The organism is Streptomyces sp. NPDC041796, from assembly GCF_055590785.1.
Genome location: NZ_JBVJAH010000016.1, coordinates 53,516 through 79,540 on the forward strand (window position 1 = coordinate 53,516; position 26,025 = coordinate 79,540).

At 72.3% G+C, this 26,025-nt stretch carries 17 protein-coding genes; 8 read left to right on the forward strand and 9 right to left on the reverse strand.

The annotated features are described in order from the left end of the window. Positions 1 to 13 precede the first annotated feature (13 nt). The 3 genes from ACZ6C1_RS28300 (at position 14) to ACZ6C1_RS28310 (ending at position 4,708) form a co-directional block, all read left to right on the forward strand. Positions 14 to 1,873, forward strand: coding sequence for a caspase family protein (locus ACZ6C1_RS28300; protein ID WP_469244520.1), 1,860 nt, complete (start codon positions 14 to 16; stop codon positions 1,871 to 1,873). An 87-nt stretch (positions 1,874 to 1,960) separates the two neighbouring features. Beyond that, positions 1,961 to 3,262 carry a hypothetical protein gene (locus tag ACZ6C1_RS28305; RefSeq protein WP_469244522.1) on the forward strand — a complete coding sequence of 434 codons (1,302 nt, stop codon included), beginning with the start codon at positions 1,961 to 1,963 and terminating at the stop codon, positions 3,260 to 3,262. A gap of 120 nt (positions 3,263 to 3,382) precedes the next feature. Beyond that, positions 3,383 to 4,708: a cytochrome P450 gene (locus ACZ6C1_RS28310; RefSeq protein ID WP_469244525.1), complete on the forward strand. Its 1,326-nt coding sequence runs from the start codon at positions 3,383 to 3,385 to the stop codon at positions 4,706 to 4,708. 129 nt (positions 4,709 to 4,837) lie between these two features. On the opposite strand, the gene ACZ6C1_RS28315 is transcribed toward ACZ6C1_RS28310, so the two are convergent. Further along, positions 4,838 to 6,016, reverse strand: coding sequence for a PP2C family protein-serine/threonine phosphatase (locus tag ACZ6C1_RS28315; protein ID WP_469244526.1), 1,179 nt, complete (start codon positions 6,014 to 6,016; stop codon positions 4,838 to 4,840). A gap of 832 nt (positions 6,017 to 6,848) precedes the next feature. Between ACZ6C1_RS28315 and ACZ6C1_RS28320 the strand changes: the two genes are divergently transcribed. Continuing rightward, positions 6,849 to 7,598: a neutral zinc metallopeptidase gene (locus ACZ6C1_RS28320; RefSeq protein ID WP_469244528.1), complete on the forward strand. Its 750-nt coding sequence runs from the start codon at positions 6,849 to 6,851 to the stop codon at positions 7,596 to 7,598. A 468-nt stretch (positions 7,599 to 8,066) separates the two neighbouring features. Next, positions 8,067 to 8,351, forward strand: coding sequence for a hypothetical protein (locus ACZ6C1_RS28325; RefSeq protein ID WP_469244530.1), 285 nt, complete (start codon positions 8,067 to 8,069; stop codon positions 8,349 to 8,351). A gap of 276 nt (positions 8,352 to 8,627) precedes the next feature. Here ACZ6C1_RS28325 and ACZ6C1_RS28330 read toward each other — a convergent pair whose 3' ends face one another. Then, the gene (locus ACZ6C1_RS28330) at positions 8,628 to 9,428 is read right to left on the reverse strand and encodes a maleylpyruvate isomerase N-terminal domain-containing protein (RefSeq protein WP_469244532.1); all 801 of its coding nucleotides are present in this window, start codon (positions 9,426 to 9,428) and stop codon (positions 8,628 to 8,630) included. A 402-nt stretch (positions 9,429 to 9,830) separates the two neighbouring features. Here ACZ6C1_RS28330 and ACZ6C1_RS28335 point away from each other — a divergent pair, with 402 nt between their 5' ends. The 3 genes from ACZ6C1_RS28335 (at position 9,831) to ACZ6C1_RS28345 (ending at position 16,733) form a co-directional block, all read left to right on the forward strand. After that, positions 9,831 to 10,979 carry an alkaline phosphatase PhoX gene (locus ACZ6C1_RS28335; RefSeq protein ID WP_469244533.1) on the forward strand — a complete coding sequence of 383 codons (1,149 nt, stop codon included), beginning with the start codon at positions 9,831 to 9,833 and terminating at the stop codon, positions 10,977 to 10,979. 444 nt (positions 10,980 to 11,423) lie between these two features. Beyond that, positions 11,424 to 16,085, forward strand: coding sequence for a phage tail protein (locus tag ACZ6C1_RS28340; RefSeq protein WP_469244535.1), 4,662 nt, complete (start codon positions 11,424 to 11,426; stop codon positions 16,083 to 16,085). Then, positions 16,086 to 16,733 (forward strand): hypothetical protein, encoded by a 648-nt coding sequence (locus tag ACZ6C1_RS28345; protein ID WP_469244537.1) that lies wholly within the window; start codon positions 16,086 to 16,088, stop codon positions 16,731 to 16,733. A gap of 1 nt (position 16,734) precedes the next feature. Here ACZ6C1_RS28345 and ACZ6C1_RS28350 read toward each other — a convergent pair whose 3' ends face one another. Genes ACZ6C1_RS28350 through ACZ6C1_RS28380 form a run of 7 tightly spaced genes read right to left on the reverse strand, consistent with a single transcriptional unit; the run spans position 16,735 to position 26,019 of the window. Beyond that, a complete protein-coding gene (locus tag ACZ6C1_RS28350; protein ID WP_469244538.1) occupies positions 16,735 to 17,037 on the reverse strand; it encodes a hypothetical protein in 303 nt (100 codons plus the stop codon). Between the two features lie 5 nt (positions 17,038 to 17,042). Continuing rightward, complete coding sequence (locus ACZ6C1_RS28355) at positions 17,043 to 19,274, reverse strand: ATP-binding protein (RefSeq protein WP_469244539.1); 2,232 nt, start codon at positions 19,272 to 19,274, stop codon at positions 17,043 to 17,045. A 5-nt stretch (positions 19,275 to 19,279) separates the two neighbouring features. Continuing rightward, complete coding sequence (locus ACZ6C1_RS28360) at positions 19,280 to 21,040, reverse strand: hypothetical protein (RefSeq protein WP_469244540.1); 1,761 nt, start codon at positions 21,038 to 21,040, stop codon at positions 19,280 to 19,282. Beyond that, a complete protein-coding gene (locus tag ACZ6C1_RS28365; protein WP_469244541.1) occupies positions 21,037 to 21,573 on the reverse strand; it encodes a hypothetical protein in 537 nt (178 codons plus the stop codon). The genes ACZ6C1_RS28360 and ACZ6C1_RS28365 overlap by 4 nt, the downstream gene beginning before the upstream one ends. A 2-nt stretch (positions 21,574 to 21,575) precedes the next feature. Then, positions 21,576 to 22,715: a hypothetical protein gene (locus ACZ6C1_RS28370; protein ID WP_469244542.1), complete on the reverse strand. Its 1,140-nt coding sequence runs from the start codon at positions 22,713 to 22,715 to the stop codon at positions 21,576 to 21,578. Further along, positions 22,712 to 24,703 carry a hypothetical protein gene (locus ACZ6C1_RS28375; RefSeq protein WP_469244543.1) on the reverse strand — a complete coding sequence of 664 codons (1,992 nt, stop codon included), beginning with the start codon at positions 24,701 to 24,703 and terminating at the stop codon, positions 22,712 to 22,714. Before ACZ6C1_RS28375 ends, ACZ6C1_RS28370 begins: the two co-directional genes overlap by 4 nt. Positions 24,704 to 24,705: 2 nt before the next feature. After that, complete coding sequence (locus ACZ6C1_RS28380; RefSeq protein ID WP_469244544.1) at positions 24,706 to 26,019, reverse strand: hypothetical protein; 1,314 nt, start codon at positions 26,017 to 26,019, stop codon at positions 24,706 to 24,708. Positions 26,020 to 26,025 lie beyond the last annotated feature (6 nt).

Genomic DNA, 26,025 nt, shown 5'->3' on the forward strand with positions numbered 1-26,025 from the left:
CGAGGAAACCGGCATGACGATGCGCGCCCTGCTGATCGGCGCCCAGACCTACGACCTGACCGGTGTGGGTGAGGACATCACGGTCATGGAACGGCTCCTGAGCGACCGCGGATTCACCCGGCTGCGCGTCTGCGGGGAGGGCGAGGCGAGTTACCACGGCATCGATGAGGCACTGACGCGGCTCGCACGTGAGACGCAGCCGGGTGACGCGGTTGTCGTCTACTACTCGGGGCACGGGGCTCTGCTTCCCGTGCCCCCGGCCCTCCGGGACCACCTCCCCGGCGGCCCGGCGAACCTTCAGTGCCTGGTGCCCGGCGACCACCAGGAGAGCACCACCACCGACTTCCGCGGCTACCTGGCCGAGGAACTCACCGCGGCGCTCCGCCGCCTCACGGTGACCACTCCGAACGTCACCTGCATCCTGGACTGTTGTCACTCCGGAGGTATGGTCCGTGATCCCGGCCGGTGGCGGATCAAGTCGGTACGGACCGACGTCCCCGTGGAGGCCGGCGTCCAGCGGTCGGCACGGCTCGCCACCGTACCGCGCGTGCCCGACCCCGACGTCGTGCGGCTGGTCGCGTGCCAGCGGCACGGTCTCGCCTACGAGAACGAGCGACAGGGCCTGTTCACCGCCGGCCTGGCCAAGGCGCTGGAGGACTTCCGTCATACACCCGTCCCATGGTCGGTGCTGATGTCCCGGGTCCGTGACCACGTCCAGCTGTCCGAGGTGCTCCAGCGGCCCGACGCCGGCGGGCCGTCCGGTCGGCTGCCCTTCTCGCTCGACGTGCCCGAGCAGCCCGAACGGCTGCCGCTCAAGGCGTACGGCGGTGAGCTGCGCGTGACCGGCGGCGCCTTGTTCGGCCTGCGCCACTTGGACCGGGTCCGGCTCGTGTTCCCCGCCGACGGAAGGGGGCCCGCCCGTACGGCGGAGACGCGGGTCGTGGCAGTGGACGCGGCTGACACGCTCGTGGACCCGCCGCCGGGAACGCCCATGGTTCCACTGCCGCCCGGTGCGTACGCGCTTCCCGTACGCGTCCACACGCGTCATCCCGTGCACATCGCGGTGAACGGGCCCCTGGCCGATGCCATCCGCACACGGCTCACGTCGTCGCCGCGGCTGATCGAGGCCTCCCCCGAGAACGCGGCCCTCTCCCACGTACAAATGAGTGAGGGAAAGCTCGAAGTGACCGACGCGCGGGGGATGCCGTACCGGCATCCGGAGGACGTGCCGGTGCTCGCCGGGGAGCAGTTCACTGCTGCCGCTCGCAGGACCGTCGCCCTGCTGGAGACTGTCGCGCGGGGCGAGCGGCTGCGAGGGCTGGCCGACCCCGGCCCCGACGGCTTGCCCCGGAAGGACCTGCGGGCCTGGATCGAAGTGGAGACGAGGCCGGGCAGCTTCGACTTCCGTGCGTCGCCGGCCCTCGACGGGCTGCGTGCCGGGGACCGCTACCGGGTCTCCGTCACCAGTGGCTCGCACACCCCGCTGTACGTCTGGCTGCTCGGCGTCGGGCTGAGCGGCCGTACCTCCCTCGTGACCCACGACCAACCCAGTGGCATCCGGCTGGAGGCGGATGTCGTACGGGACGGCGAGGCCGGCTGGCGGTCCGGTCCGGTGGAGATCTGGTGGCCCGAGGACGTACCGGCCAAGGGGAGCCGCCCGGAGAGCGTGCTGCTGCTGGTCGGCGACCGCCAACTCGACCTGAGCCCGCTGGGAGGCACTGCCCGCCGGCGTTGGTCCGAACCCGCCGCGTTGCGCACATTGCTGGACGAGGTCTGCGCCGGCGTCCGGGACTCACGGCCGGCGAACACCGCGGACGGGCTGCGGTACCGGGTGTTCGGCTGGCACACCCTCGTCGAGCCTCCCTCATCGTGAAGCGTGGACGACAGCCAAGGAGCGCGGGGAATGCAGGATCCAGCCGGTGCCGGCTCGTCGGCACCCCACGGAGATCACGTACACCAGGTGCCCGACGACGTTCTGGCCACCCCTGATCTGGTCTTCCGGGGTGCGCTGAAACCCAGGGGCACTCCGGCAGCCGGGATCACACTCGGCCGGCCCCTGGCCTACACCCTTCACGGCACCGGCGCGGGGGCTTCCGCGGCGGACGGCACGGCGGCGCTGCTGCTGTGTTTCCCCTTCGACCTCGAGGAGACCGCGGCCGGGTGGGGCTACCGGAAGATCGAGCTGGCGGTCACTTTCGACGACGAGGGCCTGAGAGCCCTGGACATGCAGCCCGGCGCCGGGTGGGCCGACCCCGACGGCACGCGGGTGGCCGCCTTCGGCCTCGGCGGTCATCGGCTGCGCTGGATCTTCGAGGAACCCCGCCACGACCGGGTCCTCCGCCCGGACGGTCGCTGGGCACAGGCCGTCGTGGCCTTGCCGTCGCCGCTCACGGAACTGTCCGGCCGGCTGGCGATCAGAGGGGTGGTCGAGCACCCGCTGCTGAGCGGCACCCGAGCGGACGGCGAGGTGCGGACCCGTGACGACGTGCCGTTCCTCGTGCCTCCGGCGGACGTCTGGACCGGGGCGCCCCTCGCGGGACGGGCACCGCGGCCGGGCGCCTGGGCGCTCGCCGGCTTCGAGGAACCGGGGACGCCGGACGGCCCGCTGCCTCCGGGGCGGCAGCGGTTGTGCCTCGCCGTCGACATCGAGAGGTACAGCGCCCACAACAACACGAACATGATCCGTCTGCAGCGCGCACTGCTGCGCGTCATGCGCGCCGCCTGCGCCCGGGCGGCGGTCGACTGGGACGCCTGCGGCCGCCAGGCCCAGGGGGACGGATACCTCCTGGTCCTGCCCCCGGACATCGACCACACCCGAGTCGTCCCCCACCTGATGCGGGGCCTCACCGGCGCTCTGAGCGCCGTGAACCACGAGCACCCACCGGAGGACACCGGTGCCGCGGCACCCGTACGCGTCCGGATGCGCGCGGCCTTCCATCACGGAATCGTCCACGAAGCGGACAGCGGCTACGCGGGCTCCACGGTGGTGGAGCTCTTCCGCGTGCTGGATTCCGCCCCGCTGCGGGCGCTCCTGGACGACGACCGGTCCACCGACCTCGTAGTCGCCTTCTCCGACCGGACGTACCAGGACCTCTTCGTCCACGGTTACGAGGGCCTGTCACCGGCCGGCTTCGTCCGGAAGGAGGTGGCGGTGAAACGGTTCACGGGAGTCGCCTGGATCCGATCACAACGGCCGACCCTGCTCACCCCTCCCGACCGCCGGGCAGCAGGCCATGATGCGGACGCACCGCGGGGCACCTGAGAGGGACCGTGCATACTGACGTCGCAAGGCGCGCTGTGGGGGAACACCGCGCGTAACCGTCCCTCGAGAACGGCCCGGGTGCGGTGCGGCCGCGCGTCGCCGCTCTCGGCGGAGGAATTCATGGCAGGCGGGACCAGCCCGGTGATCGACGGCGATGTCCTCGGTAACCTCGACCTCTTCGGCGACGGTTTCGTCGCGGATCCCTTCCCGGTGTTCGCCGGGCTGCAGGAGTCCGCACCGGTGCACCACGACGCCGCGACCGGCCTGTGGCTGATCAGCCGGTACGAAGACGTCGAGCGGATCCTCCTGGACCCCGCCGGTTTCCGGCCGGACAACGCCCAGCACGCCGTCACACGGCTCCCGATCCCCGCCCTGCGGGTCCTCGCCCGGGCCGGTTTCAGCCTGCCTCCCGCCCTCGCCAACAACGGCGGCCCGTCCCACACCGGTCTGCGCCGTCTCGTCACGCGCTTCTTCAGCGCCGCACGGGTGTCCGCCGCGATCCCGCTCATCGAGGAGACCGCTCGTGAGCTGCTGACCGGTGCCGAGCGCGAACTGGACGCCCGGGGCCGTTACGACCTCGCCGCCGACTACGCCAGGCTGCTCCCGTGCCGGGTGATGATGCGGATGCTGGGCATCGAAGGGGTCGCGCCGGACACCTTGGTGGAGTGGAGCGACGCCGCGCTGGAACTCTTCTACGGCAGACCGGCCACCGAACGCCAGATCGCCCTGGCCGGGCTGGTCGGCGAGTTCCACCAGTGGCTCACCGCGCAGGTCACCGACGGCGCGGGGCAGCACGGCCTGATCGGCGCACTCCGGGAGCACCGGCTGCCGGACGGCACACCGCTCGACATACCGACGGCGGTGGCGGCCTGCTTCTTCGTCTTCATCGCGGCGCAGTCGACCACCGGGCAGCTCATCGCCACCGTGCTCCGCACCGGCTGCGCCGACCCGTCGACATGGGCCCGGGCGACCGACGAGGTATTCGCGCGGAACTGGGTGGACGAGGTGCTGCGCCGCGAGCCGCCGGTGACCACATGGCGCCGGGTGGCGGCACAGGACACCGAGCTGTCGGGCGTGCGGATCCCCGCCGGAGCCGAGCTGCTCCTGCTGTTGATGGGCACGGGGTCCGACCCGTCCGTGTTCGCCGAGCCGCAGCGGTTGTGTCCGCACCGGGAGAACACACGCCGCCACCTGTCCTTCGGTGCCGGACGGCACCGCTGCCCAGGAGCACTCCTGGCCCGTACGGAGGCCGCGACCGCTCTCCGCACGGCGGCGACGGTTCTGCCCGGCATCAAGCTGCTGGACGACGACCCCGACATGCTCGGGCTGCTGTCCTTCCGGGCACCACGGCGGGTACAGGTGACCCGGCGGCAGCCCGGCCCGGGCACCGAGGCGGTGCCCGGTCAGGCAGCCGGTGGGAGGCATGCGGCCTTCTCCCGGCCGTGAGCCGACACCGGGCGCGGGGCGCAGGAGGGGCAGTGTGGAGCACCGCCTTCCTGTGCGGAACGGCAAGGGCCGGACGTGACACGCGGGGCGGGCCGGGTCAGCGCGGGGGTGACACGCGGGCGGACCGGGTCAGCGCGGGGACGCGGAGGGCCCGTACCAGTCGAGACAGATCACCACGGCGTCATCGCTCAGTGGTGTGTCCCCGTGATGCGCGGCGAGCTCCCGCAGCACGGCGGCGGGCACCTGGCTCGGGGGCAGCAGGCGGGAGGCGCTGAGCGTACGGGCCAGAGCGCGGCCCCCGTACTGCTCTCCGTCCGAGGACCGGGCCGTGTACACGCCGTCGCTGGCGAGGAGCAGCCGGTCACCGGGTTCCACGGTCATGTACTCCGGTGTGTAGTGGGTGTCCTCGAACATGCCGAGCGGCATCTGAGCGTCGAAGCGGAGCGGCTCCACCGCTCCCGCGCGCAGACGCCATGCTCGCGGTGACCCGGCGTCGACCACCTCGACCTCTCCTGTGGCCAGTGTGAACCGCATCAACAGCACCGATACGTGGGTGTGCCCGCGATACTGCGCGTAGACGGCCTGGTCGGCCAGCGCGGCCTGGCTCGCGAGATCCAGACCGGCGCGCCGAGCGTTGCGCAGGGCGTTGACGGCGAGGTTGGTGAGGAGCGCGGCATCGATGCCCTCGCCCATGCCGTTGGTGACCGTGAGGGTGAGGTGGTCCGCGGACACCGACCAGTCGTAGTTGTCGCCGAGAACGGCGTACGCGGGTTCGAGGTGCGCACCGAGGGAGAACTCCCCACGGGAACAGGCACGCCCGGGCAGGAGCTGCCACTGCATCTCCGCCGCCAGAGTGAGGCGGGCCGCGCGCCTGGCCAGGACGTAGAGGTCCGTGTCCCGCTCGGCGACCAGGATCTCGTGGCCGAGCGCCTCGCAGATGTGCTGGATTTCGGGCAGCACCGTCGTGACACGGTCCTCGTCGGGCAGTCTCACCGAGAGCACGCCCATCCGGTCACCCCGGATGGTCACGGGCAGATGCACATCCACCTTTCCCGTCGCGCGATCGGGCACGACGACGGGCTCTTGCGAACCGAAAGCGCGGCCTTGCGGGCTGTCGTGGATGGGCAGCGGCTCCGTGGCCCACGGGATCTGTCCGACGGCTTGCAGCGATCGGACACTGTAGTCGGCGAGCCGGAGCTCGACGCGCTCGGCCTGGTACTCGCCGGTCAGGGCTGCCGTCACGATCCCGAGGAGGGCGTGAGGCGCCGCGGCGCGCAGGGCCCTGTCGACGGCGACGATCCTGTCCACGTTCCACTGCTTTCCTCGGGTTCCCGGACGGCCGCCGGGTACTGCCCCCCTCCGCGCGCTCCCCCTGCGGGGCCGCCGGGGTGCGGTGACGGGGTGCCTTCCGGGCCCTGTGTCAGCTCAGCCTCAGTCTAGGCCGGTGGGCGCCGGCGTGTCCGATGATCGCCCGCGTCACCCCGGAACGGCCGGGCGCCCTCGCCAGGGACTGCCCGTCGGTCCAGGCCGGCGCCCCTCCCCTGCGGCTCCCGTAGGGCCGCACCGCCGACCGGAAGGCCGTGGAGGGGCGCGCCGGCGCGGTCCGGCGCCGCCCCTCTAGGGTCGGTGGCCGGTGGTCGGCGCTGGGGGACGTTGTGCGCCTCGCGTCGAACCAGCGGGCTCGACCGAGTCGCCTGTCCACCGTGTCGTACCGAGACGTACGCCCTTCGCAGGACCAATTGCGGCCATGTGCGACCTATGTCACCCGGAACCGGTCAAGGCATACAATCGCGGCGGAATCAGGAGTGCGTCAGTACGTGGAACACGGTGAAGTAGCGGGTATGCGCCGTCTCCTGTGTCGCAGCGGGTTGTGCGAGCAGCGGACAGCGCCGGCCCAACGAGCGGTCACCCACGCTGTTGTCACCAGCGGCAACCGCGCCATGCCCAGGGGCCGGCAACTGCCACTCCTGGCCGCCCGATCATGAACCCGACTCCGGAACCAACGCGCCGATGGGCCGCGGTTGAGCGCCTCACTGCCACAGACGGCTGAAGTCCGAGCTGAACCGACGGGCAGCCCCGGCGGAAATGACACGTTTCCGGCGGCTGCCGACATCCGGACGAGTACGAGGGGGAACGTCATATGGCCATCTACCGGAAGTGGCTGGTCGCCGGTGTCAGTGCGATCTTCATGGCGACAGCCTGCGCCGAATCGGGTTCGTATCCGGACTCGCAGACGCAGGGCGCAGAGGCCGGAACGGACCGGGAAGACCCACCGGTGGACGAAGACACCCAGGTGGAGCCACCGGCCGACACCGGCGCGGAAGGCGGCGGAGTGGATTCGGACGACGCCTGGATGGCAGAGACCGAGGACGCAGTGGCGGTGGTGGACCGCTTCTGGCAGTCGCACTGGAACGACCACTTCACCGGGGCGTACCAGTCGCCGACCGTCTTCGGAGCCTATGTGGCCGGCACCCCGGAGGCTCCCAGCTGCGGAGGCGAGGCTGCCACCCCGCACAACGCGTTCTACTGTTCTCAGGGGGACTTCATCGCGTGGGACGTCGCGCTGATGCGTGACGGTTATGCGCAGGGCGACTCGTGGGTCTATCTGGTGGTCGCCCACGAATGGGCCCACGCGGTACAACGACGTGTTTCCGGACTCCGGGCGGTGGCAGCCGAGTTGCAGGCGGACTGTCTGGCGGGGGCGACCCTCTTCGGCTCCGAAGACCTCGTGTTCGAGCAAGGGGACGGGGAGGAACTGGCCCAGGCGCTTGCCGCCCTCGCCGATGAGACTCCGTGGACCCGTTCCGAGGACCACGGTGACGCCGCGCAGCGCACCACGGCGTTCAGCAACGGCGGCAGCAACGGCGTTGGCGCGTGCCTGCCGGACTGACGGGACAGGCCCGGCGCAACGTCCGTCGCGATGCCGACCAACTGCTGCGGGTGTGAGGGACGCACGGCACCAACGCATCGCCACAGCAGGGAAATCCACCGATCCGAGGAGACCATGGCCAACACCCCTGACGGAGGAACTGGCGGCCCGCCGGGTGCGCTGAGGCGAGCATGGTCCGAACATCCGGCGACCATCATCGCTGCGCTCATCGCGGCGGCTGGTGCTCTCGTGGGTGCCGTTGTGCAAGGCGTCAATTCGGCGGGGAAGACGAATGACGACTCCGCCCAAACGGAAACGCCTGTCGACCGCCCCCGGTTCCCGCCTCCCTCCTCGCCCACGTCGCCGGCACTGGATCGACCAGCCTCCGCGCGGCGATGGCAAGGCCCCGTCACCCTCCCACTGAGTCTCAATGTCACCTCAGCCGTCGGCGCCGAGCTGGACGGAGAAAGGCCGGGGAAGTTGGTGGGAGTGGATGACGACCTGCGGGGTGACTACAGCACGACGCCGGCCGTCATCGTGATGAGCGGTCGCGCCGCGGAAACAGGCAAGGACCTGGACGAGCTCGATGCGGCGACCTGCGAGGGCAAACTGCCTGCGCTGCCGGGCGATCCACCGAGGATCAGCGCCTACCGGGAAGGGACCTATTGCTTCGCCACATCCTCGGGTGGCGTCGGGGCCTTCGCGATCACATCGCGTCTCGCTATCTCCGATATTCCCGACTCGTTGGCCGTGCAGGTGGTCCTGTGGGACTGATCAGTCCCACGGCCGTCCCGCCGTCGGCCGCCTTCATTCACCACGGTGACCCTGGAGTCGCCCAGGAGGGGCCGCCGCCGCTTTCCCACAACCGCCTGGACGCGTTGATCGGGTTCGGCAGCCGTTCCACTCCCCGGCTGGGGCGAGCGTCGGAGGCACGGGCAAGCGGCCGGCCGGGGCCCGGCCGCCTTGTCCCCTCGAGGTCGCCCGGGGCCGCAGCGGCGGCGACGCCGCCCGCGCCACGGCCCGCGACGCCTGCCCCGGCGTCGGTACGCCCTACTCCACCGGCTCCCAGGCGCGGAGCAGGTCGAGCAGACCTGCGTCTCCTTCGATGCTCAGGGAGTCCGCCGGGATACGGTCGTACATGTAGAGGACCAGCTCACTGGCCGTGCCACGAACGGAGACGCAGGCCGCTTCCGGGCCCTCGCCGGCAGCGGCGGGGGGTGTCGCGGCGGATGCGGGGAGACGGGCGGAGCGTGCGCCGTCGGCGTCGACCGTGAGGCGCCAGGAATGGCCCTCGGTGGCGTGGAAGTCGAAGGCTGCGGGCTTGTGCGGCCAGGCACTCGTCGTGGCGACGCAGGTGAACAGAAAGTCCCCGACCCCGTCGAGTGCCACCTCGTCCGGCAGCGGCTGACCGGCACCCACGGCGACCTGAGCGTCGTAGGTGTGAACCGCGATCTCCTGGAGCTGGTGCCGGGCGACGGCACCGCAGGTCTGCGGTGACTGCGACGCACCCCACCAGGTCCAGCAACCGCGATCCGGGCCGGCCTCCCGCAGGGCGTCCAACAACTCCTGCGTCGATGCGGCCAACCAGGCCGACACGACTTCACGCTCCCCAAGTCCGGCCGGGGCGTCCGGCGCCGTGGACTTGGCAGTGGCGGCAGGTCCCGCGGCGACGGTGGCGGCCCAGGCGCGGCGCCCCTGGCCCAGGTGCCGCACCAGATCGGACAGCGTCCACTCGGGGCAGGTCGGCACCCGCACGTCGAGGCCGGGCGCCGAGGCGACCGCGGCGCGGAAGGCGGTCGAGCGTTCGTCGATCAGCCGCAGCAGATCGGGGAAGTCCAGGGTCTTTTCCACTCCGGATGTCTATCACCGTGCTCCGGCGACGGGACAGCGATTTACCCGTCGCCGCCGCGGCGAGCGCGGTGCCGTTCCGGTGCCGTGCCGACGTTCTCGGACGAGCACGCTCGCTGACCTCCGGGGGACGGTGGCGGGTCAGGCGGGTGGGCAACGGTGTCGGGGCAGGACGGTCCTGATCACCGAGAGGCGGCGGCGGTCGGGGCCTCCCGCAGAGTTCAGCATGCGTTCACTTCTGCCGCGACCAACCGTTTCTGCGGCAGAGAGCCGCTCACCTGCCGGCCCGTAAGAGTTCTCTTCCACGCTCCTTATCGGCCGGTTGCCCGGCTCCTACGCTCCGGGGTGACCAGTCGGTGGCACGCCCTGTGGTTCACCCCATCTCCCTCTGCAGAAGGAGTAGTTGTGGAACGACGTACTGTCCTCCGTGCCGCGATCGCCGGCGCCGGTGCGGCCGCCTTCTCGGGTTCGCTGTGGCGGCAGGCCGCCGCCTACCCCGCCGTGCCCGGCGCGAGCCCCTACGGCGCCCTCCAGGCGGCCGACGCCAACGGGATCATGCTCCCGGCCGGCTTCACCAGCCGGGTGATCGCCCGCTCGACCCAGACCGTGTCCGGCACCAGCCACAAGTGGCACAGCGCACCCGACGGCGGCGCCTGCTTCGCCGACGGTACGGGCTGGATCTACGTGTCCAACGCCGAGATCGGCAGCGGTGGGGGCGGCGCGAGCGCGGTCAAGTTCAACAGCAGCGGCGCCATCACCGGCGCGTACACCATCCTGTCCGGCACCCACAGAAACTGCGCGGGCGGCGCCACGCCCTGGAACACCTGGCTCTCCTGCGAGGAGGTCGACACGGGGTACGTCTACGAGACCGACCCCTGGGGTGTGAACGCAGCCGTCCGTCGCGCCGCCATGGGCCGTTTCAACCACGAGGCCGCCGCCGCCGACCCCGTACGCCGGGTCATCTACCTCACCGAGGACAAGTCCGACGGCTGCTTCTACCGCTTCGTGCCCACGACCTGGGGAAACCTGTCCAGTGGCACCCTCCAGGTCCTCAAGGACGTCTCCGGCACCCTGTCCTGGGCCAACGTGCCCGACCCGGACGGCAGCCCCACCGCCACCCGCTACCAGGTATCCGGCGCCAAGGTCTTCAACGGCGGCGAAGGATGCCACTACCGCTCCGGCATCTGCTACTTCACCACCAAGGGCGACAACCGCGTCTGGGCCTACAACGCCTCCGCCAACACCCTCGCCGTCGTCTACGACGACAACGTCGCCGGCGCCCCGCTCACCGGGGTGGACAACGTGACCGCCGCGGCCGTCGGAGACCTCTATGTCGCCGAGGACGGCGGCAACATGGAGATCTGCATCATCACACCCAACGACATCGTCGCCCCGTTCCTCAGGATCACCGGCCAGTCCTCCTCCGAGATCTGCGGGCCGGCCTTCAACCCGGCGGGCAACCGCCTGTACTTCTCCTCCCAGCGCGGCACGTCCGGCTCCAGCAGCGGCGGCATCACCTACGAGGTGACCGGTCCGTTCCGCACCTCCCTCTGACCGATCCCGCCGTCTCTCCGTCCCGGCGTCCCGCCGCCCAGCGGCAGGGCGCCGGGACGCCCCTGTGACCGTGGCCGGGCTGTCCCGTGCAGCCGTACGGGTCACCTGGTCCGGTAGCGGGCGGTACTCGTCGAGGGCGGCCCGCGCGTCCGGCACGGGCCGTGTCCCGCAGCAGCACGCCGGCCCGGCGGACCGGGTTGAGTACCGAGCCCGGGTGCTGAAGGTCGACCGGCGGGAGGACGACCGGCGGATCGAGCCACCTGCCCCGCCGATGCGGGACCGCGCCGTATCCCCGAGGCGTGCGCATCCGTGAGGCGTACCGCGACGCTTCGGGGACACGCGGGTGACGCACCCGTCACGCCCCTGTTGGGACACTGCGCCGGAGTGTCCCTGGAGCATCGGGCTCCTGTCGCCACCGATGTGCTTGTGGGAGGGGTTCCGCCGATGCCGGCGCCGAAGACTCTCGCGGTGCGGCCGACGGCGTCGACGGCGGTGTCCACGCCGGCGAAGCAGCGGCCGGAGACGACCGGTCCCACCCGGCCCCCGGTGGGCGCGTCCAACACGGCGGTGAAGAACGCCCTGGTGGGCGGGGGAGGACCGGCGGTTCCGCCCTTCGCCGGGCGGCTGACGCCCGCCGCCCAGGACATGGTGGGCAACGGAGCGGTCTCGGCGGCCGGCCGTGGCGAGGCGGGTGCCGCACCGGCGGCGCGGGGCACAAGGGAGGAGGCTCCGGCGGCGGGCGGCGGCGGGCAGCGGACGAAGTCCCGGCCGGGCCCCGAGGCGGACCCCAAGTTCGCGGCGCTGAAGAAGGACGTGCGGCACAAGAAGCGGGCGCTGGCCGCCTCCCACCCCCCGCCGCGTGCCGAGGCGGTGGCGGCGCAGGACGCCGCGCTGCCGCCCAAGGACGACGAGGTGGCGCAGGGCAAGACCGCCAACGCCGAGAAGATGAACGAGGCCAAGCCCAAGGAGTTCGACAAGGACGCCTTCATCAGGGCGGTCGAGAAGGCGATCGCGGACAAGGCCCCCAAGAACCTGGACGAGGCGGACAAGTTCGCCGGCTCGGGCAAGGCCGACGAGGTCCGGGCGGAGGTGCACGGCAGGGTCGGCGAGGGCAAGTCCGACTCGGCCGAGCAGATCGCCACGACGACCGCCGCCCCACCGGACACCACGGCGGCCGTGCCGAAGAAGGTCGTGCCGATGAGCGCGGACCGGCCGCCCGGCGCTCCGGGCGCGCCGAACCCCGCGCAGGCCGTGCCGGACACGCTGCCTCCGTCGGCCACCGACATGTCGGCCGGTCCCGCCGACGTCGACCGCCGGATGGCGGACGCGCAGGTCACCGAGGGCCAGTTGCGGAAGTCCAACGAGCCGTCGTTCACCAGGGCGCTGGGCGAGAAGCAGGCCGCCGAGCGGCACTCCGACACCGCGCCCGGGCAGTTGCGCAAGCACGAGGCGGCCGAGCTGCGCGCCTCCACGGCGCAGGCGAAGCGGCTCGGCACCGCCGCCATGGGCGCGATGGGCGCCGAGCGGGTGCGCACCGGGCAGCGGGTCGACACGGGCAAGAAGAGCGCGAAGAGCCGGGACGAGGAGAAGCGGGCCCAGGTCACGGCGGTCCTGCAAGGCGTCTTCGACACGATGAAGAGGGACGTCGAGGCGATCCTGGAGGGTCTGGACAAGCTCGTCGACGACCAGTTCAGCCGGGGTGAGAAGGCGGCCCGGGAGGCGTTCACCGCCGAGCACCGGCGGAAGATGGACGAGTACAAGGACCGCCGCTACTCGGGTGCCACAGGCAAACTGCGCTGGGTGCGGGACCTGTTCGCGGGACTGCCCGCCGAGGCAGACAAGATCTTCGAGGAGGCGCGCGACACCTACGTACGCCGGATGCGGCAGGTGATCTCCGAGGTCGCCGACACCATCGGCGCGGAGCTGAACCGGGCCAAGCGGCGCATCGCCCAGGGCCGGGCCGAGCTGCGGGACGCGGTGCGCAAGCTGCCGGCCGATCTGCGGACCATCGGGCAGCAGGCGGCGGCCGAGTTCAGCGACAAGTTCGACGAGCTCACGCAGGCCGTGGACGACAAGGGCACGCAGCTCGTCGACACCCTGGCGACCAAGTACACCGAGGCGCTCAAGGCCGTCGACGACGAGATCGCCGCGGAGAAGGAGAAGAACAAGGGGCTGGTGGCCAAGGCCGTGAACGCGGTCAAGGCCGTGATCAACACGATCATGGAGCTGAAGCGGCTGCTGCTGGCGGTCCTCGCCAAGGCCGCCCAGGCCGTCATGCTGATCCTGAAGGACCCGATCGGCTTCCTGCGCAACCTGGTCTCCGCCGTCGGCGCCGGTCTGCGGCGGTTCCTCCAGAACATCGGCCGTCATCTCCAGCAGGGCATCCTGTCGTGGCTGCTGGGCAGGACGGCCGAGGCGGGCCTCGAACTGCCCGCGAAGTTCGACACCCAGGGCGTGGTGAAGATGCTCGCCGGCCTGATGGGCCTGACGTGGCAGAACATCCGCGCACGGATCACCCGGAAGGTCCCCGAACCGGCGGTCGCGGCGGCCGAGACGGGCGTGCCGCTCCTCGCCGACGTGCGCAGACGGGGCGTCGCGGCGATGTGGGAGGACCTGCGGACGCGCGTCGGCGACCTGAAGAAGAAGCTGCTCGACGACGTCATCGCCTATGTCACTCCGACGATCGTGGTCGCCGGCATCACGTGGGTGATCTCGCTGCTCAACCCGGCGTCCGCGTTCGTCCGGGCGGTGAAGCTGATCATCGACTTCGTCCGGTTCATCGTCACCCAGGCCCGCCAGATATTCGACTTCGTCAACGCGGTGCTCGACGCGGTCATCGCCATCGCGCGGGGCGGCAGCGGCGGCGTACCGGCCCTGATCGAACGCGCGCTGGCCCGTTCCATCCCCGTCCTGCTGGGCGTCCTCGCGGCGGTCCTGGGCGTGGGCGGCATCGCCGGCCGGGTCCGGCAGATCGTCCAGCGGCTGTCCGCCCCGGTCAACCGGGCGGTGGACTGGGTCATCGACAAGATCGTCGGGATGGTCAAGAGATTGTGGGCCAAGCTCGGGTCGCGGTCCGGCAAGAAGGACCCCCCGAAGCGCCGCCCCGACCGCGACCGCCCCGGCACGCACCGCAGGCGCAGGCGTCCCGACCGGCGGCGCGGGCCCGACCGGCATCGTCCCGACCGGCGCGGGCCGAAGCGGAAGGACCGGCGCGACCCCCGGAAGAAGCGCCCCACCAAACGGACCGAGGCGGACAAGAAGAGCGCCCTCGACGCAGCCGTGCGTGACGCGACCCGCCTTCTCAACGAGGAGTCGGCCACGGTCGCGTCGGTGCGGCGCGGGCTCCCGGCCATCAAACGGCGGCACCGCCTCACCCGGATCGAGCTCAAGAAGGTGGCCGAGAACCAGTACCGCATCAGGGTGGCCGTCAATCCGGAGGCGGAGACGCCGGTCGAAGACCTGTCGGAACGGGAGTTCCCGTACAAGATCGCCAGGGCCCAGGGGCGCTTCGACGTCGTCAGGTACGGTCCGGTGATCACGCAGCTGCACGACGTCAAACCCGCCGTGCAGGGGAACGACCCCTTCATCGGTTTCGTCGTCAACATGGCGGCGATCCCTCAGGAGATCAAGGACAACCCCACCGTGGCCGCCCGGTACCTGAGCGCCGCCTGGGACGTCCCCGGAGGCGCGTCGGAGGACATGGCAGCGGCCAGGACCGCGGTCGTCATCGGTGTCAACACCTTCGAGAGCCTCAACCCGGAGAAGAACAAGAGCGAGCTGAGCGCGGCCATCGGCTCGGTCACGACACCGGCCAAACTCGTCATGGCCGTCTTCGGCTTCGTCTGGACGCCCAGGTGGGTCCACGTCGACAACGGCAAGGAGGGCGGCGACGCCCCCTTTGCCGAGGTGCGCGCCAAGTATCAGGGCCTCAAGGACGGCAAGAAGGAGCTCGCGGAGGCCAATGAGTCCGGTCTGCGGGACAAGAAGGCCCTGCCCTACGGTGTCTTCCGCCAGGAGGTGATCGGTTCCTCGTACACGAACAAGGCCGTCGACATCCTCCGCAAGGCCAACAAGCAGGTCCACATCGTCAGCCAGGACGCCGACACCAACGTCGCGACGACCAGGGGGATGGGCGTCCTCGCGGCCTACACCAAGGTGCTCGGCGAAATGCGGGAGCACCCACTGCTCACCATCGGTGGCTACACCTTCGAGAACTTCGACTGGCACAAGGTGGCCGAGCCCCGGACCGTACAACTGACGACGCTGTCAAACCAGGTGGACCGGGCGATCCGGGAGGCCGTCTCGAAGCTGTACACGCAGATGCTCTACCCCACCGAGCCGAACATGCTGATCAAGGCGTGGGACGAGGAAGGTTCCAAGGGGGTCTTCCAGGACTCCCGGACCCGCGGCCTGCTCCAGGCGCAGGGGGAGCTGTATCCCATCGGGGGTGCGGAGGGCCGGAAACTCAAGATCAGACTGATGGAGCTGTTCGGCGCCGACTTCTCCGTCGTCTACGCGCCCCTGGCCAGTACGACCACGAGCCCGGCTCCCGGAGATGACAAGCGTGCCCTCGAGGTGCCCTGGCAGAAGGTCGTCCGCGCCGCCCGCGGCGAAGACCTCCCTCAGGCGCTGAGTGCGGAAGAGATCGCCCGCCGCAGCCACAGGGCCTATGCGCTGGTGCTCCAGTCGCAGTCGATGGCCAGCGCCACGCGGCTCGCCCAGGAGTTCATCCAGTCCACCCCGAAGCCGCAGGGCGTCAGCAAGCGTGCCTGGCAGAGTCTGCAGGGTCAGCTCCAGGACTCGGTCTTCGTCCATGTCGAAGAGGTCGTCAAGCTGATGGCCGAGGATCCACGGCGCACCGTGAACAGTGTGGTGATCAGAAAACAGACCGCGCACCTCAGGCGCGAGGCGGAGCGTCTGGTCGCCACCGCGATCGAGGAGGGCAGGCCCCAGACGGAGGAGATCATCAAGAGGGCGCAGCGAGTGACGCGGCGGATCATCACCGCGCTGACCGCCGACGCGCTCAAGGGAGTGTGGGGAGAGCTGTCCCCGCTGCTGAACGGCATCATGGAAGAAGCCCAGCAGGGGGACCGGAGGGAGTCCTGAGTGCCCGAGGACGCGCTCGAGCGCCTGCGTGCCCAGGCGTCACGCGACGACTACGCCTCGATCGCCCGTCTGGCGAGAGCTCTCTACGCGGAGGGCCTGGGGCCCCGCGAGGTCGTACGCGAGTGCTACGGCGTCGGCTTCCCCGAGGAGTTCTTCGCCCTGGCCGAGGCGGACCCCGTGTCGCTGGACCTCATGGTGACCTTCACCCGCCTGCCCTGGCAGTTGGCCGTCACTCCCGACCGTGGCGGCCCGGGCGAACGGCCGGGCTCGCTGGACGACATCGAGCGGAAGGTCTTCGCCCGCGACCCGGACCTCGTCCCGCTCCTCCTCGGCATCAACACCAACCTCGCACACGGCGGTCGGATGCACTGCTACAGCCTCGACGAACTCGCGGTCGGCCGGACGGCCGTCTTCGGGGTGTGGAAGGACGTCGAGCCGCACAACGAGGTCGTACGCTGCGGTGATTCCCTCCTCGCCGTCCTGCGCGAGCACCACATGGCGTACGCCGACTGGCTGGAGGAGCAGATGTGGGACCCGGCGAACGCGCGGACCGAGCCGGTCGACGAGGAGACGGTGACCGAGGTGCGGGAGCTGGTCGACCGCATCGAGGAGTTGCAGCGCCTCGTCGCTGCGCGTCAGGACGGCTGACTCATGTCTTCGGCACGGTGACCGGTCGTACGGCTGGGATCTGCCGCATCGCCGCCATGGCCACCGCCGCGTTCCCGATCCCGTCGTGGGCGGCGATGATCGGGGGCCCCACGGTGGCCGGGAGCAGCGCCGTACGAGCCGTCGCCGCGTTGCTCACGGGCGCGGGGGTGGGCGTGGGGGTGGGCGTGGGCGTGGGGGCCGGTGACGTCTGGCGGACGGACGTCGTCGCGGTGTCCTGGGGGTACGCCGGCGGGACCGGGGCCACGAGGCGGCGCGGCGAGAGCGGGGATTCGGTGGGGAGCATCGATGTCACCCCTGGGACGCGGCGTCGAGCAGATGGGCGTGGGGGCCGAGTTCGGACGGGCGCAGCAGGCGGGCCTCGCGCTGGAACTGGCGCGCCACTCCGCGTACGACGTGCCGCATGGCGATCGCGTCGCCGTCGCCGTCCACCGCGGCCAGGGCGGCGGTGCGGGCCGCCGCGGTGATGCCGGCGCCCGTCATGTCCAGGCGGGCGAGCGCGTCCAGGTCGACGTCGGGTGCGAGCGGGGCCTCCGGGGGGAACGCCAGGCGCCACAGCCTGCGCCGCTCGGACGCGCCGGGCCGGGGGAAGTGGACCACGAAGTGGAAGCGCCGGGTGAACGCCGGGTCGATGTTGTCCTTCAGGTTGCTGGTGAGGATCACCAGGCCGTCGCTCGCTTCCAGGCGCTGGAGCAGGTAGCCGACCTCCATGTTGGCGTAGCGGTCGGTACCGTGCTTGACGTCGCCGCGCTTGCCGAACAGGGCGTCGGCCTCGTCGAAGAGCAGCACCGCGTGGCTCTCCTCGGCCTGCCGGAACGCGGTCTCCATGTTCTTCTCCGTCTCCCCCACCCACTTGGAGACGACCTGGGCCAGGTCCACCTTGAGCAGTTCCAGGCCGAGCATGCCGGTGACGATCTCGGCGCTCATGGTCTTTCCGGTGCCCGGCTCTCCGGTGAAGAGCGCCTTGACCCCGCCGTGCGCGGAGCGGCGGGCGAAGCCCCAGGTCTCGGAGATCCTGGGCCAGGCGCGGAACGCCGAGGCGATCTCCAGGATCTGCTGGAACTGGACGTCGGGCAGCACCAGGTCCTCCACGGTGCGCCGGGGCACGATCGAGCGCACGGCGCTTCCGCTCCGTCCACGGGTGACGGTGGCGATGGCGGGTTCGACGTGGTCGGCGACCGGTTCGGGGCGGCCGTTGCCGGCCAGGCGCGCGCCGGCGTCCGCTACCGACGCCACGGCGCGCAGTTCCCCGCCGCTCATCCGGTAGCGCACGGCGAGGTCCTCCAGGAGGGGGGCGTTCAGGTCCGGGAGCGCCGCGGACCACATGGCGCGCCGGTCGGTGAACCCGGGCGCGGGTACGGCGAGTTCGGCGTAGGCGCGTACGGCGAGCAGGGCCGCGGGGCGCCAGGGGCGCAGACCGGTCAGGCACACCGGCACACGGGAGCGGAGCAGCACGGCGGAGACGGTGTCGACGTGCTCGCGCCGGGTTTCGCCGTGCAGGTCATCGGTGGGGATCCACAGCAGCGCGCCCAGGGCGGCGGCCGTGCGCAGATCGGCCTCGGGATCGCCGGTCAGCGTCCGCAGCGGCGCCCCGGCGGCCAGGGCCAGTGCCTGTACGGCATCGAGCTGGCCGTCGGGCGGGCAGCCCCACAGCCCGGCCAGGTCGATGCCGCCCGTGCCCAGCGCCCGGCCCAGGCGGGTGAGCCGGTCGGAGGACAGGTGCGGGGCCAGGAGGCGCGGGTCCGGCGGTGCGACCTCGCCGGGGTCGTGCCCGAGCAGGCCGACGTCGGTGCCCCAGCCCAGCAGGAAGTCCAGCACCCCGGGGCCCAGGACGAGTTCCTGCGCGAGCTCGACCGCGGCTTCGCCGTACGGGCGCAGCAGCCCGTAACGGCGCAGCGGCCCGGCCGGTCCGAGCGCGCGGCGCAGGGCGAGACGGGCGGCCGCGCTCGCGTCCCGTTCGCCACCGCCCGGGTCTTCCGCGCTCAGCCCGCTCCCGGCCCGGTCCTCCTCGTTTCCGTTCCCTTCACCGCCGTCCTGGTCCGCGGCCCTCCCGGGTCCGTTCGGGGCCGACCCGCTCAGCGCCCCGACCGTGACCAGCAGTTCCACGCTCGGCAGCCGCCGGTTCAGGTTGTCCACGATGTAGGCGTAGATCCGCTCGTAGGCCGGGTCCAGTTCGGGCGCGGCGACCAGGAGCAGCGCGTCCTGTTCGGCGCGGGTCAGGCCGAACCGGGTGGCGAGCGCGTCCAGCGGGAGGGTCGTGCCCCTGGCGGACGTGCGTCGCCTCAGGTCCCGTTCGGCTTCCGGCTCGGGACGCCGGGGTGCGTCCGGCGCGGCCATCGCGTCGGTGAAGACGTGCACTTCGCCGAGCAGCACGTCGACCTGTTCGTCGGTCACGCAGTACGGCGTGAGGTCCGGCCGGGTGAGCCGGGCCGCGAGGAGCGCTTGTCGCTCGACGGCGGCGCGCAGCGCCCGGTGGAGGTCCGCGAGGCGGATCCGCAAGTGTTCCAGCGCCGGTTCCCCCATGGGGGTCACCCTCCCGAGAAGGTCAGGGCCCGCCCGCCCAGCCAGGGCACGCCCCGCACGTCGGCGAGCAGCCCGGCCCTCAGCAGGTCGGCGTGGCGCCGTCCCATCGGGACGCGTACCCGGACGGCGGCGGGCTCGAACCGGACGGTGGCCTCCAGGTCGGCCAAGCGGTGCAGGGTGGACAGCGGGTCGGGGGTCTCGCGGTCGCGCCAGAGCGTCCAGGCGATCGTGGACAGGCCGAGTGCGGCGGCGAGGGTGACGGTGCGCTCCAGTCCGCCGTCCGGCGCGAGGGGTACCGCTCGGCGCTCGGTGACCAGGGCGGTGACCAGTTGTGCGAACCGGTCGGCGTGGCCGGGCAGTTCGGCGGCGAGGCGCCGGTCGGGGAGCTGTCGTGCGGCGCCGGTCCACAGGGGGGTGCGCCAGGGCAGCCGCGTGACCGGATCGCCGCGCAGTGGGCGTACGCCGGTCAGGAACGGCACGCCCGCGGCGTCCAGTTCGCGCAGCGTGCCGGGGGGCAGGGGCCCGTCGCAGACGAGCACGGCCGGCCGCCCGCAGGCCTGCCAGTGCGGCAGCAGTGTGGCGAGGTCCGCCGTCCAGGCGATGGGGAACATGCCCTGGGCGTCCACGAGGAGGAGCCCACCGTCCGCGCCGGTGAGCAGCAGCGGATCGGCGGGGTCGTGGCCGCGGCACACCGCGAGCGCGAGGACCCCGTCGAGCACCGGGAGCGCGGGGCAGGCGACGCGGGCGAACGCGGCCAGCCCTTCCTCGGGGACGGGTGGTTCCAGCCCGGCGAACGCGGCGGCCGCCTCGGCGTCCCGTTCGCCGCGCCGCCAGCCGCGCGCGGTCACGCCCAGGACCTTGTACGCCAGGGCCGCGGCGAACAACGGTGCGTCCGCGGCCAGTTCGGCGCCGGCCAGGGCGGGGCCGATCGCGTCGAGGTACCCGATGCGGGCCAGGGGGCCGGCCATCAGGAACGGCAGCACGGACCACACGACTGCCTCCCGGGTGGCGCCGCGCGCCGCGACGGGCCCACCTGCCTGCGGAGGCGGTTCCCCGGCCGATCCGTCCCGCCCGCCCGCCAGGGACCGGGCGAGCCGTGCCACCGCGTCGTGATCCACCGACATCACGTACGCGGCGAACAGGTGGGGCAGGGCCTCGGGCCCGGCGCCCGCGGCCTCGGCGCGGAGGGGCTCGGGCAGCAGCCCGGCCGGGTCGCCCGGGCGGGCGCGACGGGCGAGCTCCGCGAGCAGCCGGGCGGCCGCCGCGTCGTCGGCGCCGAGCAGGGCGAGCGCGTACATCTCGAGCGCTTCCTCGGGCATCAGCGCGAGCAGCGCGTCCAGTTCCCCCCGTTCGTCGAGTTCGCCGAAGAGCGCGGCGGCCCCGGGCTCGGGCCGTAAAGTCGCCGGCGCGGCGAAGGACTCCTCGAACGACACGGTGGAGGCGGGCTCCTCGTCCGCGACCTCGGACAAGGAGACCGGTGCGACGTGGACCTCGGCGGTCACACGGGGGCGGCCGGGCCATCCGGGTCCGCCCGGCCGGACGGTGACGGTCACCGGTTCGGTGATCTCCACGTCCGGGCCGTCGCCGTCGAGCTGCTGTGCGAAGTGGTCCGCCAGCAGCTCCGGGAGGGTGTCGATGACGTTCCGCACCAGGGCGCGCGGATCGGGTCCCCAGCTCCACCCACCGCGCCGTTCCACCGTCACGGTGCACCGGTGCACCGTGATGTCCGCGGTTTCCCCGGCGGTCGGGGCGGTGGGCGCGGTCACGTCACCTTCTCCTTCTCCAGGCGGCCCGCCCAGCCGGCCACCAGCACCAGCACGCCGTGCGTGCCGCCCGGGGTGAGGGTCAGGGGAAGCTTCACCCGGTTCTGCTGGGCGGGGACCTCCCCTGCGAGCACGTGGGTGTCCTGGTCGTCGGAGACCAGGGCGACCACCTTGGCGGACCGTGCCACCGGGACCCCGACGGTGACGGTGAGCCCGTCCGCCGCCAGCGCGATGCTGTCGCCACCGGTCCAGGTGGGCAGGCGCAGCAGCGCCGGTCCGGGCTTGCCCTCGGGGGTCAGCTCGACGGCGAAGGCCAACGGGTCGGTGAGTGCCGCCGGTTCGTCGTCCACGGCAGCCACGGCGAGCTCCCGGGCGTTCAGCGGGAGGGTGGTGGTGCGGCCCCCGCCCAGGGAGACGCGCAGCGGCAGCTCGCGCCCGACGAGGGCGGCCACCTCGGCCGGGGCGGCGGCGCCGGTCAGGGCCAGGGCGCCCACGACATGGCCGGTGTCGGCCATGTACACCACGGTGAGAGCCATCGTCAGTCACCGCCGTTCGTCGCCGCGACCGTCGCCAGGACGAGGAAGTCGACGGCCCCGGGCCGTTCGACGACCGTGGCCGGGACGGCCAGGGGGTCGTACAGACGGGTCCGGCACCTGACCCTGCGGTCCTCGCCGACGGTGGCCTCCACGGTGCTGACCAGGGTGGTGTCCGTGGCGGTCGGTGGGGTGCGCGGGGTGAGCCGCACATGGATCACGACCCGGCCGTCGGCGACCTGTTCCGGGGTGACGCCGGAGGGCAGCGGCAGCAGCATCCCGTCGGTGGCGGTCCCGGACGTCACCAGGGTGCTGCCGGCCGGCATCCGGCCGCTGAAGCTGCCCTCGACGGTGAGGTTGCCGTTGGCCGCGACGGTCATCAGCGGGGCGACGGTGCCGCTGCCCTGGTACAGGCCGAAGACCAGGCCGGGCCGGTCGCCGCCGGACAGCACGAGCGCGGGCTCGCCCTCCTGGACGGCCGGCGTGGTCCGCAGCGTCAGGGAACCGGAGCGTGCGGCGACGGTGTCCGCGCGTACCCCGGCGAAGCGCGCCGCCATGCCGCGCGCCTTGGTCTCCACCCCGCTGAAGTGGCCGTCCGTCCAGCGGACGTAGCCGAGCAGGACGAGCCAGCGGACGGGTGGAGTCGCCGGCGGGGCGCCGGTCGCGGGCGGGCGCTGCTCCTCGACGAGCCGCTCGTCGCCGAGGCGCCCGAAGAGGATCTGGTACGACTCCTCCACGCGCGTGCCGGTGGCGCCACCGCCGCACGGGACGAGCCCGGGGGCCCTGGCGGGTTGCCGGTCGGCCGCGGTGAGGAAGACCGGGTAGAGCTCGTCCGTCGGCTGGTCGGCGCCGTTGACCTCCTCGAAGTCGCTCTCGCGCAGCACGACCGGTTCGGTGACGACCACCTCGCGGCCGGTGCCGTCGACGGCGATCCCCGGCGCCACGCTCACTTCGACGTGGCGGGCGTTGGTCAGCGGGTCGGTGCGGGGCTGGGTGACGAGCTCGAGGCCTTCGGCGATGCCCCAGTCGTGCAGGTGCCGCGCGTGCCGGACGGCCAGGCCCCGCGCGTAGTCCACGGCGGCCGACAGGTCCGCGGCGGCCAGTACCTGGCCCTCGTGGAAGGTGGGGCGCAGCGGGCCGGTCATGGCGTGCCCCCGGACTTCCGGTTACGGGTGGAACGGGTGCGCCTGGCCGGCGGCTTGGCGGGCTCGTCCCCATCGGGCGGTTCGTCCGTCGCCTCGTCGGAGGCGCCTGCCGCCGGTGCGGACTCCGTGCGGTCGGGTGCCTCGACCTGCTCCCGGAGCCGGACCACGTCGGTCCGCGCGCTGCCCAGTTGGGAACGCAGGTCCTCCAGCGCGGAGGTCAGGTCGGCGACCTGCGTGCGCAGCGCGGCCAGCTCGTGCAGGCTGTCGGTCACTTCGCTGGGGGTCGTGTAGACCTGCTCGTGCAGCGCCTTGGGCGGGGTCTCGCCGGGCGCGGGGGTGAGCAGCAGGGACAGCATCTCCTCCAGGTCCCCCGTGCGCGGCCAGTCGCCGAGCAGGCCCGCGGCGTACGGCCGGGCCACGTCGCCCTCCGGCGGGAGGTGCGGCCTCGGGTGCGCGGGTACGGGCCGGCAGCACAGCCGCTCGGCCAGTTCCCGCATCCGGTACAGCTTGGGCAGCCACTCGCCGTACGCCGACCCGCCGGGCAGTACCTGCTCGCGGGTGGCCGAGCAGAGCCGTACGACGTCGCAGCCGTCCAGCTCCACATGTGCGAGCAGCACGTCGGTGTCGGTGGAGTCGCCGCAGGGCGGGTTGAGGGTGGCGCACGCCGCGTCGGTCAGGAAGCGCCGCAGCGCGACGGTCAGGGCCGCTCCCGCTTCCGCGATCTGCTGTACCTCGGCGACGGTCGCCCGCTCCACGCTGTCCGGCGGCGGGGCCGGCAGCAGCGGGGGTACGTCGACGGCGGCGACCTCCGTGCGCAGCCCGCACTCACCGGCTCCACCGGTGAAGTCCAGGCGGCACAGCAGCCACTCCCGGATCAGTGCGAGGTCCGCCCGGAACTCGACCCGCAGCGCGTGGCTCAGCGGGGTGCCCTGGGCCAGCATGCGCACGTCCAGAGGCGCGTCGGCGTCGCCGCGCTCCGGTACGACCCTGGCCACCGTCTCGGTGATGACGGCGTGGGCGAGGGAGCGGCGCAGCGGGTCGGGCCAGGCCGCCTCCATGTCCGTGTCGCGGAGCCGGTCGCAGGCGGTGCCCAGGACGTGACGCGCCTCCTGGATGGAGGCGAGGTCCGGGTACTCCCGCTTGAGCCGTTCCTGCCCGGCCGGGTCGTGGGTGTCGTACCGTGCCACACCGCTGGCGAGGGCGCGTACGTGCTCGGTCGTCTCGCGGGCCGCCGGGGGCGGCGGCGGGCCCTCGCCGCCCGCGTTCCGGCGCAGCCAGGCGAGGGAGGTGGCGTACCGCCCGGCGTCGGCGGCGTCGAAGCGGAACGTCCGGCCGGTGCCGGCCGCGGCGGTGGACATAGCGTCGAGGTAGTGGCCGAGCCGCCGGGCCCTGGCGCGGGCCCGGTCGGCGCGTGGCAGGTCGCCGATGGCGGCGAGGAGTTGGGTGCCGGGGTTGTGGCGGTGGTCCTCGAAGTCGGCGCACCTGACGACGAAGCGGAACCCCTCCTGGATCCGGGAGGGTACACAGCCCGGTGAGGGGCAGGGTTCCTCCGTGGCGTACGGAGCCACCGGCTCCACGGGGAGCTCCTGGTAGCGCACGTACAGGCCGTAGCGGCGCCCGCCCTCGTCGTCGCACTCCTCCCCGCAGTCCACGCCGAGGCCGCTGATCCGCCGGTCCCGGACCAGGGCTCGTACGTCGACCTGTTCGGTGCAGGGCACCACGATGTCGTTGCCGGCGGAGTCGAGCGCGTGGCCGGGGTGGACCTCCACGGTTCCGCCGCCGCAGGGCGCGCAGGTGACGCCCAGGCCGCAGACGACCCCCGGCCCGTACAGGGAGCGGTTGTGCAGTCTGCTCTTCGCGGTCATGTAGTCGACCATCAGACCGAGGTCGTCCTCGGTCAGCAGTTGGCCCGCGAAGAAGCGAGGGCGTACGAAGGCGGAGGTGCGGGTGGCGTCACCACCGCAGCCGCATCCGCAGTCTGTTCGCATGATCAGCGCTCCTTCACGAAGAACCAGCTCTCGAAGACGTCCCCGCCCGCGCCCGTGCCGGACGTCCAGGGACCGATGCCTGACGGCGGGAGGTCGCACCCGGCGTCGCCGTACGCCGGGGTGTCGGCGTCGATGGCCGGTACGCGTCCGCCGACGTGGGTGCCGTCGACCGGGCGGCAGCAGCGGTCCAGGAGGAACGCGGACCGGACGGTGATCATGACGCGGTCGCCGTCCTGGAGCGTCTCGCGCGTGGTCTGGCGGTAGCGGAACTGATGGGTGAACTCGTCGCACTCGGCGTCCGGTTCGGCGAACGCGCCGCCCATGTACCAGGTGGAGGCGTTGCGGCCGCTGCCGCCCTCGATCACCTGGAGCTCTACCACTCCGGGGCGCAGCGAGTCGGTGCGTACGCCGGCGGAGAACCGCACCACCAGCCCGCCGTCCTCGTCCTGGGTGCCGAGCAGCGCCTTGGCCTCGTCGATGGTGTAGGTGTGCCCGTGGATCCAGTTGACACCGGTGATCACCGTGGGCAGATGGCGGCCGAAGGGGCGGCGGACGTTCATGTGGATCTGATGCCGGCGCACCGGCTGGTGCCGGTCCACGCAGTCGATCCGCGCCAGCCACAGCACCTTGTGGTCGCACGGGGCGCAGCAGGTGTCGCAGCGGTCGTCCACCGGCGGCTCGCACCCGGTGACGCAGACCTTGTAGCACTCCTCCGTCCAGCCGAACTCGCAGTCGGAGGTGTCCGCGCAGGCGTCGTTGTAGACGGCGCGGGTGGGCTCGACGGGCCGCTCGGCGTACCGGATGCCCACCCAGACCGTGTCGGTGTCCCGCTCGTCGGAGGGGAGTGCCTTCCACAGGTCGATCACGCAACCGCCGCGCACCACGACCTCGTTGCCGTCGCAGTCCACGGCGAGGCCGGAGGTGATCCTCACCTTGGCCTTGCGTTCGGTGTGCTCCGGCTGGGCGCCGGTGTCCCCGGCCGGTGACGGGGGCTCGTGAGCCGTCGCCGTGTGCTGATCGGCCGTCTCCGTGCGATCGTCGGCTTCCGTCCGCTCATCGGCCCGTGCCGCCGGGTCGGCCGCGGCCGGGCGTTCGCCGGGCGGGCAGTCGTCGTCCCACGGCACGGGCTCCACGTGCAGGCCGCAGACCACGCCGTAGCCCAGCAGGCAGCGCATGTGCAGCTTCAGCTTCTCGCGGTGGTAGTCCTGTTCGCGCTGGAAGTCCCGGGCGCCCAGCATCTGCCCGTGGAAGTAACGCAGCCTGCGCAGCGGTGGCGCGTCGAGCCCCGCTGTCCTCGGTGTTCCTGTCTCGGTCATCTCCCC

What these genes read in the sequence shown, in the direction of transcription:
- ACZ6C1_RS28380 (WP_469244544.1), bottom strand. Translation starts at nt 26,019, where the DNA reads ATGACCGAGACAGGAACACCGAGGACAGCGGGGCTCGACGCGCCACCG.
- ACZ6C1_RS28320 (WP_469244528.1), top strand. Translation starts at nt 6,849, where the DNA reads ATGGCCATCTACCGGAAGTGGCTGGTCGCCGGTGTCAGTGCGATCTTC.
- ACZ6C1_RS28355 (WP_469244539.1), bottom strand. Translation starts at nt 19,274, where the DNA reads ATGGGGGAACCGGCGCTGGAACACTTGCGGATCCGCCTCGCGGACCTC.
- ACZ6C1_RS28340 (WP_469244535.1), top strand. Translation starts at nt 11,424, where the DNA reads ATGCCGGCGCCGAAGACTCTCGCGGTGCGGCCGACGGCGTCGACGGCG.
- ACZ6C1_RS28300 (WP_469244520.1), top strand. Translation starts at nt 14, where the DNA reads ATGACGATGCGCGCCCTGCTGATCGGCGCCCAGACCTACGACCTGACC.
- ACZ6C1_RS28350 (WP_469244538.1), bottom strand. Translation starts at nt 17,037, where the DNA reads ATGCTCCCCACCGAATCCCCGCTCTCGCCGCGCCGCCTCGTGGCCCCG.
- ACZ6C1_RS28370 (WP_469244542.1), bottom strand. Translation starts at nt 22,715, where the DNA reads ATGACCGGCCCGCTGCGCCCCACCTTCCACGAGGGCCAGGTACTGGCC.
- ACZ6C1_RS28365 (WP_469244541.1), bottom strand. Translation starts at nt 21,573, where the DNA reads ATGGCTCTCACCGTGGTGTACATGGCCGACACCGGCCATGTCGTGGGC.
- ACZ6C1_RS28375 (WP_469244543.1), bottom strand. Translation starts at nt 24,703, where the DNA reads ATGCGAACAGACTGCGGATGCGGCTGCGGTGGTGACGCCACCCGCACC.
- ACZ6C1_RS28310 (WP_469244525.1), top strand. Translation starts at nt 3,383, where the DNA reads ATGGCAGGCGGGACCAGCCCGGTGATCGACGGCGATGTCCTCGGTAAC.